Source organism: Streptomyces doebereineriae (genome assembly GCF_031845645.1).
GTDB classification, from domain to species: Bacteria; Actinomycetota; Actinomycetes; order Streptomycetales; family Streptomycetaceae; genus Streptomyces; species Streptomyces canus.
Genome location: NZ_JAVREZ010000014.1, coordinates 145240 through 157504, shown reverse-complemented (window position 1 = coordinate 157504; position 12265 = coordinate 145240). Strand labels below are relative to the sequence as shown.

The window sequence follows — 12265 nt, the reverse complement described above, 5'->3', positions numbered from 1 at the left end:
TCGGTTAGATGAGTGTGGACACCAGAACACCCCGCACACCCACGGGGGACGGCCCGTCGGGCTTCGACGACGCTCCCGCGCTGAGCATGGTGAAGGTGCCGAGCGATCCGGCGCAGATCATCGTCAATCATGCGAGCTTCCGCGTGCAGTTGGGCGCGTCGACGAGACGCGCCCAATCCCCGCGGATCGCACGGCACTTGATCGCCGCTGAGGAAACCGCCCGGATGCCGGCCGTCGGCGCCGCGGGGCGCCGTCGGCCCGTCGTGTGGAGCGGCAGGTCCGCCCCCGACGACACCGGCGCCCACCGCCTGCTCCAGGCCGTGCGAGGCGGCAGCGTCGGCCATGCCGAGCCGCCCGCCGCCGACGCCGGAGCCACCCAGGTCATCCCCCGCATCGACGTCGACCACGGCTACCAGGCCGACTACGGCGGCGAGTTGGCCCAGACCATGGAGACCCCGGTCGTCGGCGCCCAACGCACACCCGTCGGCGACGGCACCCGACTCCTGCCCCACATGCGCACAGGCGGCAGCGCGTACGACGAACCCGCCTACGCGGGCGAGGAGTTCGACGACAGCCTCGACGAGACCCCCGCCGACCGCGCCACGAGGCGGCAGAACGACGAAGCCGCGCGGCACGCGTACTACCCGGGCCGCCGGATGAACCTGGGCGTCGTCCTCCTCCCGCTCCGGATCTTCCTCGGCTTCATCTCCATCTACGCCGGCATGGGCAAGCTCTGCGACCCCGTCTACTTCGACGGCGGCAAACGCGGCTCCATGGTCAAGTGGCTCAACACCCTGCACCCATGGGAAGTGGCCGAACCACTGCGCCAGTTCGCCCTCCAGCACCCCGTCGGCTCCGGCCTCGTCATCGCCTTCTTCCAGGTCATCGTGGGCGTCCTGACGATCCTGGGCTGCTGGCAGCGCGTCGCCGCGGTCGTCGGCGCAGGCCTGTCCGCCGCGCTCCTCGTCACCGTCAGCTGGAAGAGCGTCCCCGCCTACGACACCCCCGACATCATCTACCTCGCCGCCTGGTCCCCGCTGATCATCGCCGGCGCCCCCGTCTACTCCATCGACGGCCGCCTCGCGGGCAGCGCCTGGCGCCGCCTCGGACCCCTCTCCGACATCTGGGAGCTGCGCCGCTACGTCCTGCGCCGCGGCGCCCTCATCACGGCCATCGCCACCGGCCTCACCCTCCTGATCGGCTCCGTCCTCGGCGGTGCCGTCCGGGACGCCGACCGGGTGATCGTCCCCGGCCCCGGCGAGGCCCCGCGCAACGAACTGCCCGGCTCCCCGCTCCCGCAGGACTCCCCCAAGGCCCGCAAGAAGAGCCCGTCGGCGTCCACCTCGCCGAGCCAGGGCGCCACCAGCGATCCGTCCGCCGGCACCTCGGCCGTCCCCGACGCCACCCGCGACACCGGCGCCACCGCCGGCGGCTCGCCCAGCCAGACCCAGGGCACCACGGGCCAGACCTCGTCCCAGCAGTCCCCACCGGCCCAGCAGGCCCCCAGCACCACATCGGGCCCCACCGGCGGCACCAGCACCTCCGGCGGCTCAACAGGCGGCTCCGACACAGGAGGCTCCTCCTCCGGCGAACCGGGCCTGGTGGGCGGCCTGTTGGGGTAGGCGGGCCGGTGGGCGACGTACTGGGCAAGCCCACCGGCTGAGAGACATGGGCCCATGTCTCTATCGACCGAGCGCCGCCAACTCCTTCGCCGCCTCGGTCAGATCCTTCGCCGTGTCAATGGCCCGCCAGTACGACCCCTGAGGGATCGGGAACCCGGCCAGCCGCAGCTCACGCGCAAGCGTGGGAAACGTCGTCCGCTCATGATCCCCCCGCTCCGGCAGCAGATCGGCGAACCCGGGCGAGAAGACATACACACCCGCGTTGATCTCGAACGTCGACGGCGGCGCCTCGATGAAGTCCGTGATGTGCCCGAACCCGTCGGTCTGCACCGCCCCCCACGGAATCCGCGGCCGCGCCAGCGCGAGCGTCGCGAGCGCGTCGCGCTCGGTGTGGAAGTCCGCCATGTCGCGCAGCGAGAAACGGGTCCAGATGTCACCGTTCGTCGCGTACCACGCCCGCTCCGGATGCGGCAGATGCGCGGCCGCGTACTTCAGACCGCCACCCCGCCCGAGCGGCTCCGCCTCGATGACCGTCTGGACGCGCACCGGCAGCTCGGCCGTCTTCAGCCAGTCCTGAAGCACCTCGGCGAGATGCCCACAGCTGACCACGACGTCCGTCACGCCCTCCTCGGCGAGCCAGACAAGCTGATGGCCGATGATCGGAGTCCCCGTACCGGGAATCTCGACCATCGGCTTGGGCCGGTCGTCGGTGTAGGGACGCAGCCGGGAACCCTGGCCGCCGGCCAGGATCACGGCCTGGGTGGGACGGGACGCGGCGTTCGGATCGGTCATGACCGGAACTCTACGGCGCGCCCCTTCCCCGACTCAGGTCGGCATCCCCTCTCAAGGAGTCAGCTGTGCGCGGCCGCCACACCCGTCGCGAAGGACGTGTCGCAGACCGGGCGGGCGTACGACTGTGCACGCGTGGGGCCGTACACACGGACCGCCGCGCGGCCCAGGGCCTTGGCGATGGACACGCAGTGCCTGGCAAGCGACGGACGCTCGTTCACGGCCTCCTGAAGGTGCGTGAGGGCGGTGCCCGGGTTCTTCTCCTGGAGCTCGGTCAGGAGCTGCTCGCGCAGGACGTCCTGCGGCGCGAGGGGTGCGCTGCGCGGCTTGCTGTCCGAGACCGTGGCGTCCGCGGCGGTGAGCACCGAGGAGCTCGACGGATCCCCCGACCAGTTGACTCGGGTGACCGCGAGGGTCCCGGAGAGCACCAGGACGACGGGCAGGACAAGGGCAAGGGAGCGGCCGATACGGCGGGCGGGGCCCCGGCCGCGTCGCGTCTGTTGGTTAGTGGTGTGCTTCACGCGTGTGAGGGTAGCGTGCGGTAATGATTTGGCGACATTTAGTCACCGGTTCGGGGGATGAGATGGTGCCGATTTTTGGGTAGGGCGTTGACGCACACTGCTCGAAATGACCGGTGTGCCGGGGTATTTGTCGACAACCTCCGGACGCGAAAAGGGCCTCGCAGCTGGTCTGCGGGGCCCTCTTCGTCAACCTGGGTGAATTGCTGCCGTTCGTCCTCAGTCGGTGAGGCGCTCGCCCGTGGAGGTCGAGAACACGTGGGTCTCGCCCGGACGCGGCACGACGTGCAGCGTGGCGCCCTTCTCCGGGACCGCGCGGCCGCTGACGCGGACGACCAGGTCCTTCAGTTCGCCGTCGACCTTGGCGGAGCCGTAGACGTAGCCGTCGGCGCCGAGCTCCTCGACGACGTTCACGGAGACCGCGAGACCGGCCGGGGCGTCCTCGGTGTCCTTGGAGAGGGCCGAGGCGGCGGCGCCGTTGTGCTCGACGATGTCGAAGTGCTCGGGGCGGACACCCACGGTCACCGTGGTGTCACCCTTGTCGGAGGCGGCCTTGAGGGCCTCGCGGTTGACGGGCACCACGCTGTTGCCGAACTTCACACCGCCGTCGGTGATCGGGACCTCGACGAGGTTCATCGCCGGGGAGCCGATGAAGCCGGCGACGAAGAGGTTCGCCGGGCGGTCGTACATGTTGCGCGGGGAGTCGACCTGCTGGAGCAGACCGTCCTTGAGCACGGCCACGCGGTCGCCCATCGTCATGGCCTCGACCTGGTCGTGGGTGACGTAGACGGTGGTGATGCCGAGACGGCGCTGGAGCGAGGCGATCTGCGTACGCGTCGACACACGGAGCTTGGCGTCCAGGTTGGACAGCGGCTCGTCCATGAGGAAGACCTGGGGCTCACGCACGATGGCGCGGCCCATCGCGACACGCTGGCGCTGACCGCCGGAGAGGGCCTTCGGCTTGCGGTCCAGGTACTCGGTGAGGTCGAGGATCTTCGCGGCCTCCTCGACCTTCTGCCGGATCTCCGCCTTGTTGATGCCGGCGATCTTGAGCGCGAAGCCCATGTTGTCGGCGACGGTCATGTGCGGGTAGAGCGCGTAGTTCTGGAACACCATGGCGATGTCCCGGTCCTTCGGCGGCAGGTGCGTCACGTCGCGGTCGCCGATGCGGATGGCGCCGCCGTTGACGTCCTCGAGCCCCGCCAGCATGCGGAGCGAGGTGGACTTGCCACAGCCGGACGGGCCGACCAGGACGAGGAACTCGCCGTCCTCGATGTGGATGTCGAGACCGTCGACGGCGGGCTTCGTGGAACCCGGGTAAATGCGGGTCGCCTTGTCGAACGAAACAGTGGCCATGGCTCAGAGGCCCCCTTCTACCGGCAGGAACGTGCCGGACGATCCGTTGTAGGAAGGTGGTGGTGTAGTCCACACGAGTGGACTGGCTCAGGACGGTACCTGGGGTTCACGCGTATGTCAGTACCTGGAGGACTGTGAACTTCGCGGAAACTTTCGAACGGGGCAGAGCAACTTACTTTTGACCTTGCCCAGCGGCTTCCTGCTTCAACACCCACTGCCAGTCACGCACAGCCACGGTGAGCTGGGCCTGACCGGTCTTACACGGACTCCACAGGCATTTCGGCCGACGGCCCGTCGGTCCGTACTGCAGTAGCCGCGCTCTACGCGGCCAGCAAACGCAAACCCTCGTCCCTGAGGTTCACGGCAGCGTTCACATCACGATCGTGCAGGGCCCCACACCCGGCGCACGTCCACTTGCGAACCGAGACGTCCAGTCTTGGCCCCGTGACATGGCAGGCGGAGCACCGCCGTGTCGAGGGGAAGAAGCGATCTACAACCACCAGCGTCCGGCCGTACCACTCGCACTTGTAGCGCAGCTGCCGTAGCAACTCTCCCCACGAGGCGTCCATGATCGCCTGATTCAGCTTCGCCTTCCGCCCACGCCCCTTACCGCGCGCCACCCGCATCAAAGTCCTGACCGACAGGTCTTCCACCACGAGCACTTGGTTCTCGCGCACGAGGCGGGTGGTGAGCTGGTTCAGCATGTCCCTGCGTACGTCACTGATCAGGGCGTACAGCCGCGCGATCTTCTCCCGAACCTTCTGCCGATTCTTCGATCCCCGCACCTTGTGGTGCAGCTCCCGCTGCAACCGCGCCAACTTCTCCGCGTACCGCTTCAACAACCGCGGATGATCGAACTTCGTCCCGTCATCCAGGATCACCAGTGACGCCAGCCCGACATCCACCCCCACGGCCTTCGGCTCCCGCGTCCCCGGCACGAACACCACAGGCAGCGGAGCTATCCGCTCCTCCACCAGCACGGACACGAAGTACCGGCCGGCCCGATCCCGCGTCACCGACAACCGCACCGGAACTTCCTCGGCAGGCAACGCCCGAGACCACCGGATGTCCAACGGCACCGACTGCTTCGCCAATGTGATCAGCCCAGTCCCCGGCCGCCCAGGATCTTCCACCCACTTGAACCCCGTACGCACATACGTCGCCGTATCCCTCGAACGCCCCTTCTTCTTCCGCCTCGGATACCTGGCCTCACCCTTGAAGAAACGGCCGTACGCCTGATCCAGATGACGCAGCGACTGCTGAAGCACCGTCGACGACACATCCTTCAACCACGCCGTCGCGTCCTTCCGCTTCCAGCCGGTCAACGCCCGACACGTCTCCGCGAACCCCACATTCACCCGATACCGCTCCCAGGCCCCCGAACGCAGCGCCAGCCCCTCGTTGTAGACCCACCGACAGGCTCCGAACGTCCGCTCCAACTGCTCGGCCTGCTCCTCGGTCGGATAGAAGCGGAACCGATAGAGGCGGTGATGCGTGTCAGGCGCCTTGGCGTGGGACTTCAGCGGAGTCGCCTTGCGTGTGTGGTGCTTCCGGCGCTCGCCGATGCCGAAGACCTCGCGCTTGACGCGCTCGGTCTCTGTCTCCCCCATGACCCCTCCCTGACGATCCGATCTTCGGAACAGCACGTCAGCTCGATCAACGAACGGGTGCGCGGATGGTTACGCACGGTTTTGGGAGCGTGTGGAGTGCGGAACTTCGTGGCTCGGGGAAACGGGCTCTGTGTAGAGTGGTGCAGCCTCCGCGTGCGTGTTCCAGTACGCGGTGCCTCCTTAGCTCAGCTGGCCAGAGCATTCCCCTTGTAAGGGAAGGGTCGTCGGTTCGAATCCGACAGGGGGCTCTGTCGAACCCCAGGTCAGACACCATCTGACCTGGGGTTTTGTGTTGGCAGCTCCACGCTGATGCGGAGTCCGCCGGTGGGGCGCGGGGTCAGGGTGAGCGTTCCGTCGTGGGCGTGGGTGATGGTCTTGGCGATGGCCAGGCCGAGGCCGACGCCCGCGTGGTCGGTGTGGATGCGTTCGGTGCCGCGCTGGAAGGGCTCGGTGAGGGTCGAGATCAGTTCCGGGGCGAGCTGCTCGCCGGTGTTCTCGACGGTGAGCGTCACCGTCCCGGGGCGGGCGTCGGTGGTGACCCACACGGTGCCCTGGTCGGGCAGGTTGTGGACGATCGCGTTGTGCACGAGGTTCGTGGTCAGCTGGAGCAGAAGTGCCGGTGATCCGGTCGTGGTGGTGATCTCGCCGCTGGTTTCGAGGGTGACGCCGTGCTTTTCCGCGAGGGGAAGAAGGGTTTCGGTGGCTTCTTCGGCCAGGAGGGACAGGTCGACGCGTTCGCGGGTGAACGACCGCCGCTCGGCGCGGCTGGCCAGGAGCAGCGCTTCGGTGAGGTCGATCGCCCGGGTGTTGACGGTGTGGAGGCGGTCGATGAGTTCGCCGGTGTCGCGGTGGGGATCGGTGCGGGCGACGTCGAGTAGTGCCTTGGAGACCGCCAGCGGGGTGCGCAACTCGTGCGAGGCGTTGGCCGCGAATCTCCGTTGTTCGGCGACGTGTGCTTCGAGGCGCGCGAGCATGGTGTCGAAGGCGTCGGCGAGTTCGCGGAACTCGTCCTTGCGGCCCGGTAGCCGGATCCGGTGGGAGAGGGACCCGGTGGTGGCCGTGCGGGTGGCGTCTGTGATGCGGTTCAGGGGGGCGAGCATCCGGCCGGCGAGGATCCATCCTCCCAGGAGGCCGAATATCAGCAGGAGCGTCATTGCTCCGGCTGCCGTCGGGGCGAAGCCCTTCAGGAACATGGTGCCCGGAGTCGCTTGCACCGCCCCCCGTTCGTTGAATCCCAGCTCCCCCTTTCGCAGGAGGAACATCCCCACGGTGGCGATGGCCAGGATGCCCGCGAGCATGAGGAAGCCGGCGTAGCTGAGGGTGAGTTTGAGGCGGACACTCAGACCTGGTGCTCTATCCACGGTCTTCTCCCTCGGGTCCGGCCCCCGGCTGCGTGTCGATGCGGTAGCCGACGCCGGCCACGGTGGCGATGATCCAGGGTTCGCCGAGACGCTTGCGCAGGGCCGAGACGGTGATGCGTACGGCGTTGGTGAAGGGGTCGGCGTTCGCGTCCCATGCGCGTTCCAGGAGTTCCTCGGCGCTGACGACGCCGCCTTCGGCGCCGACGAGGACCTCGAGCACGGCGAACTGTTTCCGGGTCAGCGCGACGTAGCGGCCGTCCCGGTAGACCTCTCTGCGGAACGGGTCCAGACGCAGACCCGCGATCTCCCGGACGGGCGGTCTGCTGTGGGCACGTCTGCGGTCGAGTGCTCGGAGCCGGAGTACGAGTTCCTGGAGTTCGAAGGGTTTGGTGAGGTAGTCGTCGGCGCCGAGTTCGAAGCCGGTGGCCTTGTCGTCGAGGCGGTCGGCGGCGGTCAGCATGAGGATCGGCATGCCGCTGCCGGAGTCGATGATGCGTTTGGCGATCTCGTCACCGGAGGGTCCGGGGATGTCCCGGTCGAGGACGGCGATGTCGTAGGTGTTGGTGCTCAGCAGTTCCAGTGCGGTGTCGCCGTCGCCTGCGATGTCGGCGGCGATCGCTTCCAGGCGTAGGCCATCGCGGATGGCTTCTGCCATGTAGAGCTCGTCCTCGACGATCAACACACGCATGCCTTCGATGCTACGAGTGGGCGCATATTGCGGGCGTATCGAAAACCGCATACGTGCCGGCAACAGCGCGCTGTCTTGACTGGTCCCATGACGAGAAACCCGCCTTCGGTACGGACAGCGACCCGCCGGACTCACCCGTTCCCACAGGGTGGCTCCGGTGGTGGGGACGCCGCCTCCGGTGTCCGGCGGGCCGGCATCCGTCGGGTGTTCCGGGCCTGCTCCCGGCCGGGTCCATGGAAGCGTGGCCCGGTGCTGGCGGCGCTGGCGGTGCTGCTCGGTCTGCTCATGCTGCTGCATGCGGAGATCACGGACTACGGGGGTCTCGGAAGCCTGGTGGAGACCTTCCTGCCGTGGTTCGGACTGTTCGTGCCTGTGCTGCTGGCCGGGGCGCTGTGGCGTCGCTCCGCCTCCGCGGTGGTCGCGCTGCTGCTGCCGGTCACGGTGTGGGTGAGTCTCTTCGGCGGGCTGCTCGGCGACAGGTCCCACTCGGGCGGTGACCTCGTGGTGGCCGGCCACAACGTCGGTGCTGACAACGCCGACCCGGCGGGCACCGCCCGCGACCTGGTCGCCTCCGGGGCGGACGTGCTGGGCCTGGAGGAGATCACCCCGCAGGCGAGGCCGGTGTACGAGAAGGCTCTGGCGGAGGCGTATCCGTACCACGCGGTGCTCGGCACGGTCGGGCTGTGGAGCAGGCTGCCGCTGTCGGACGTCCGGCCGGTCGACACCGAGATGGACGCCGGGCCGCTGGGGGACAGCAAGCCGGCCGCCGCCAAGTTGCCCTACAACCGCGCACTGCGCGCCACGGTGGCGACGAGCCGGGGTCCGCTGGCGGTGTATGTGGTCCATCTGGGGTCCGTACGCGTGATGCCCAGGTCCGGCTTCTGGACGGACAGCCGGGACCGCAACGCGAAGGCGCTGGCCAAGGCCGTGGCCGCCGAGCCGAACGGGCGGTTGGTGCTGCTCGGCGACCTGAACGGCACCACGGACGACCGCGCGCTCGCCGGCCTGACCTCGCGGCTGCGCTCGGTCCAGGACGCGGCCGGGGACGGCTTCGGTTTCACCTGGCCGGCGACGTTCCCGGTGGCGCGGATCGACCAGATCCTGGTGCGCGGTGTGGAGCCGGAGAGCTCCTGGGTGCTGCCGCCCACCGGCAGCGACCACCGACCGGTGGCGGCCGGAATCAGCTGGTGAAACCCGCGCAAAGGCTCTCTACGGCTGCGGCGGGATCTCCGGTTCGGTGTCCGGCGGTTCCGGCAGCGGCAGTTCCCGGATCGACCGGTCGGCGACACGGGCTGTGAGGGCCTGCGCGAACCGTTCCGCGCGCAGGACGCGGAAGGGGCGTGAGTGGTACGGCCTTGTTGTCGGGTCGACCCGGTCGGTGAGGCCGAGCTGGTTGTGCAGGCGGGCGACCGTTTCGTAGGCGGCGGCGAGATGGTGCTCGCGGTCGTGCCAGTCGGTGGCCGCGAGGGCGGCCCTGAGGACCGGGGTGAGGCGGTCGCCCGCGGTGGTGTGGGCGAAGGCGCTGCCGAGCCATTTGCCGTACGGCGGGTAGCGGCGGTCCATGAGGAGGCACAGGCGCATCAGGTGGCGGGTCAGGCGGGCGGCGACGACGGCCGAGCCGAGTTCGTCGCCGACCTCGCCGCAGCGGCCGACGAAGGCCTCCTCGTGGGAGATGCGCTGCCACTGGCGGGCCAGGACGTGGAGCCACAGGTCGTGGGGGTACCAGCGAAGGGCGGCGCGGGCGGGGGTGAGGACGTGAAGGCCGTCGTGGAAGACGGCTCCGGCGGTGACCTCGGCGAGGCGTTGGGTGGGGGTGCCGAGCCAGTGGGCGGGGGTGATCGGGCGGGTCGGGTCGAAGCCGAGCGTGTCGGTGAACCACGAGGAGACGTGGGTGACCTCGACGCGGTGGTGGACGGGGCCGTCGGTGGTGCGCATGGCGCGGATGTCGCGGGTCTCGCCGGTGGGCGCGAAGTGTGTGGGAAAGCCGTGGAAGGTCTTCGGGAGGTGTTCGGAGAGGACGTCTCCGATACGGCCCGCGTGGCGCGGGACGTCCTGGGAGCGCAGGAAGATCTGGAGGCGCGGGCCCCATTCGTGGTCGGCGGAGCGCGGGGTGTCGTAGCCGAGGACTTCGGAGCCGGGGCCGATGCGCGCTGCGGAGTGCGGGATGCCCGGGGCGGCCTCCTCCAGTAAGGGGCCCACGGCCTCGGCGTAGAAGCGGCGGGAGAGCTCGAGGCCGGGGATGAACGCCGGTGTGCTCACGAGGCGCCGGATGCCTTTGCGAGGGCCTCGTCGGTCAGGCGGTACACCGTCCATTCGTCCTGGGGGCGGGCGCCGAGGGCCTGGTAGAAGTCGATCGCGGGGGTGTTCCAGTTCAGGACGGACCATTCGAGGCGCTGGTAGCCGCGCTCGACGCAGATGCGGGCGAGTTCGGTGAGCAGGGCTTTGCCGTGGCCGCCGCCGCGGGCCGTGGGGCGGACGTAGAGGTCCTCCAGGTAGATGCCGTGGACTCCGCGCCAGGTGGAGAAGTTGAGGAACCAGATCGCGTAGCCGATCACGGCGCCGGTCGAGTCGTCGGTCGCGACGTGTGCGTAGGCCGCGGGGCGGGGGCCGAAGAGAGCTTCGTGGAGTTGCTTCTCGGTCGCCTTCGCCTCTTCCAGCGCCCTTTCGTATTCTGCGAGTTCGCGGATGAGGGTGTGGATCTCGGGGATGTCGGCGGGGGTGGCGGGGCGGATCACGGCTGTCGGCTCCGGTGGGTGCGCAGGCGGTGGGCGATTTCGAGTTGGCGGGGTTCTATGGGGCGGCCGTCCTCGATGTCCCAGAGGCTGTTCTGGAGCAGCCGTCCCAGGGTCCAGGCACGCGCGCGTGCGCGGTCCAGGCCGAGGACGTCGGTCATGGCGTCGAAGCGCCAGGTGATCTCGTCGGCGTCGAAGCGGTTGTCGAGGGCGGGCCAGAGCTCGAACCCGGGGTCGCCGGCGAGGGGTTTGGGGTCGATGGCGAGCCAGGGCGCGCGTTCGGAGGCGAGGACGTTCTCGTCGTGCAGGTCCCAGTGCAGGAGCCGGTCGCCGGGTTCGTCCACGACCTCGCGTACGGCGGCGGCGCAGTCGGCGACGGTACGGCGGACCTCCGGGTCGGGGAGGCGCTTGAGGGCCTCGGGGGTCCGGTCCAGCATGGCTCGCGCCATGTCGCCGAGCCGGCGCATTCCGGCGGGGGCGGGCCCCGCCGTCAGGTGGGCGAGCAGACCGGCGATGACGAGGACCGCGTCTCGGGTGCCGGGCAGGGTGGACAGCATGCGGGTGGAGTCGAGGCGCTCCAGGAGCATGGTGTGGGTGACCGGGTCGTGGTCGAGGAGGCGGACCGCGCCGTCGCCGTCCCACAGGCGTAGGGCGACGGGTTCACCGGCGCTCTCCTCGTCGAGGAGCTGGAGTTTGAGGGCGGCCCGGGTGCCGTCGGCCCGGCGGACGACGGGCAGGACCAGCGCGGCGACGCCGTGCATCGGGGAGCCGTCCGGTCTGAGCTGCCAGCGCTCCAGGAAGTCCTCGATCAGGGTCGGCAGCCCGGCGATGAACTCCCGGCCCTTGTCGCCGTTGTAGAGCTCCTGTGTCGCCGCCAGTTCCTCCGGGATGTCGATCACGTGCCGGACCCTACCGGCGTGGGTGAATCGCCTCATGCGAATTAACCGGGGTGCCCACAGGGTGTGGGCCTACATCCGCAGCGCCCCCGGCACCTATGTGTGGCTGGCGGTCCTCTTCGTGACGACGGTGGCGCTGCACCACATGTCGCCGGAGTTCGAGGAGGAGTTCCTGCGGCAGCGCTCGACCAACATCCATGAGCTGTCGAGCAATCCGGTGCGGGTGCTGATCGCCAGCGCGATGTGGATCGACGGCGGGCACTGGCTGCCGTACGTCGTCCTCTATTCCGTCTTCCACGCGCCGGCGGAGCGCTGGCTGGGGACCGCGCGCTGGCTGGCGGTGTGTGCCGCGGCGCACGTATTGGCCACGCTGATCAGTGAGGGGGCTCTGTTGTGGGGGATCCGGCACGGGATGGCGCCCGTGTCCGCGGTCAACACGCTGGACATCGGGGTGAGTTACGCCCTGGCGGGGGTGATCGCCGTGCTCGTGTACTGGATTCCGGCGCCTTGGCGGTACGTCTACGGGTTCGCGGTTCTCGTCGTGTACGGGGTGCCGTTGGTGACGGGGCGGACCTTCACCGATCTGGGGCATTTCACGTCGGTGCTGATCGGGTTCGGGTGTCGTCCGCTGGTGACGGGGCGGGAAAGAGCACGGAATCCGAAGGAGACAGCGGCCGCGCCGGCGGGTTAACG

The 12265-nt window shown here is 69.2% G+C and carries 12 protein-coding genes and 1 tRNA gene; 4 read left to right on the top strand and 9 right to left on the bottom strand.

The window, feature by feature from the left end; genetic code table 11:
* Nucleotides 1–8: 8 nt before the first annotated feature.
* Nucleotides 9–1622 carry a DoxX family membrane protein gene (locus RNB18_RS33910; RefSeq protein ID WP_311717926.1) on the top strand — a complete coding sequence of 538 codons (1614 nt, stop codon included), beginning with the start codon at nt 9–11 and terminating at the stop codon, nt 1620–1622.
* Between the two features lie 60 nt (nt 1623–1682).
* Here the strand turns inward: RNB18_RS33910 and RNB18_RS33905 are convergent, their stop codons facing one another.
* From RNB18_RS33905 to RNB18_RS33890, 4 genes are all read right to left on the bottom strand, one after another.
* Complete coding sequence (locus RNB18_RS33905) at nt 1683–2414, bottom strand: nucleotidyltransferase family protein (protein WP_311717925.1); 732 nt, start codon at nt 2412–2414, stop codon at nt 1683–1685.
* A gap of 59 nt (nt 2415–2473) precedes the next feature.
* Complete coding sequence (locus RNB18_RS33900; protein ID WP_311717924.1) at nt 2474–2932, bottom strand: hypothetical protein; 459 nt, start codon at nt 2930–2932, stop codon at nt 2474–2476.
* 216 nt (nt 2933–3148) lie between these two features.
* Nucleotides 3149–4285, bottom strand: coding sequence for an ABC transporter ATP-binding protein (locus RNB18_RS33895; RefSeq protein ID WP_020122889.1), 1137 nt, complete (start codon nt 4283–4285; stop codon nt 3149–3151).
* A gap of 320 nt (nt 4286–4605) precedes the next feature.
* The gene (locus RNB18_RS33890) at nt 4606–5895 is read right to left on the bottom strand and encodes an RNA-guided endonuclease InsQ/TnpB family protein (protein ID WP_311717923.1); all 1290 of its coding nucleotides are present in this window, start codon (nt 5893–5895) and stop codon (nt 4606–4608) included.
* A gap of 174 nt (nt 5896–6069) precedes the next feature.
* On the opposite strand from RNB18_RS33890, the gene RNB18_RS33885 reads away from it, so the two are divergent.
* A tRNA-Thr gene (locus RNB18_RS33885) sits at nt 6070–6143 on the top strand.
* A gap of 15 nt (nt 6144–6158) precedes the next feature.
* Here the strand turns inward: RNB18_RS33885 and RNB18_RS33880 are convergent.
* Entirely contained in the window at nt 6159–7256 is a 1098-nt protein-coding gene (locus RNB18_RS33880; RefSeq protein ID WP_311717922.1) for a sensor histidine kinase, read from the bottom strand.
* Entirely contained in the window at nt 7249–7944 is a 696-nt protein-coding gene (locus tag RNB18_RS33875) for a response regulator transcription factor (protein ID WP_311717921.1), read from the bottom strand. Before RNB18_RS33875 ends, RNB18_RS33880 begins: the two co-directional genes overlap by 8 nt.
* A gap of 87 nt (nt 7945–8031) precedes the next feature.
* Here RNB18_RS33875 and RNB18_RS33870 point away from each other — a divergent pair, with 87 nt between their 5' ends.
* Nucleotides 8032–9135, top strand: coding sequence for an endonuclease/exonuclease/phosphatase family protein (locus RNB18_RS33870; RefSeq protein WP_311717920.1), 1104 nt, complete (start codon nt 8032–8034; stop codon nt 9133–9135).
* Between the two features lie 18 nt (nt 9136–9153).
* Here RNB18_RS33870 and RNB18_RS33865 read toward each other — a convergent pair whose 3' ends face one another.
* Genes RNB18_RS33865 through RNB18_RS33855 form a run of 3 tightly spaced genes read right to left on the bottom strand, consistent with a single transcriptional unit; the run spans nt 9154 to nt 11611 of the window.
* On the bottom strand, nt 9154–10203 hold the full coding sequence (locus RNB18_RS33865; RefSeq protein WP_311717919.1) for a DUF4037 domain-containing protein: 1050 nt from the start codon (nt 10201–10203) through the stop codon (nt 9154–9156).
* Complete coding sequence (locus RNB18_RS33860; RefSeq protein ID WP_311717918.1) at nt 10200–10679, bottom strand: GNAT family N-acetyltransferase; 480 nt, start codon at nt 10677–10679, stop codon at nt 10200–10202. The genes RNB18_RS33865 and RNB18_RS33860 overlap by 4 nt, the downstream gene beginning before the upstream one ends.
* Nucleotides 10676–11611, bottom strand: coding sequence for an aminoglycoside phosphotransferase family protein (locus RNB18_RS33855; RefSeq protein WP_394817714.1), 936 nt, complete (start codon nt 11609–11611; stop codon nt 10676–10678). Before RNB18_RS33855 ends, RNB18_RS33860 begins: the two co-directional genes overlap by 4 nt.
* On the opposite strand from RNB18_RS33855, the gene RNB18_RS33850 reads away from it, so the two are divergent.
* On the top strand, nt 11610–12263 hold the full coding sequence (locus RNB18_RS33850; RefSeq protein WP_311717916.1) for a rhomboid-like protein: 654 nt from the start codon (nt 11610–11612) through the stop codon (nt 12261–12263). The two genes, RNB18_RS33855 and RNB18_RS33850, sit on opposite strands and share 2 nt — an antisense overlap.
* Nucleotides 12264–12265 lie beyond the last annotated feature (2 nt).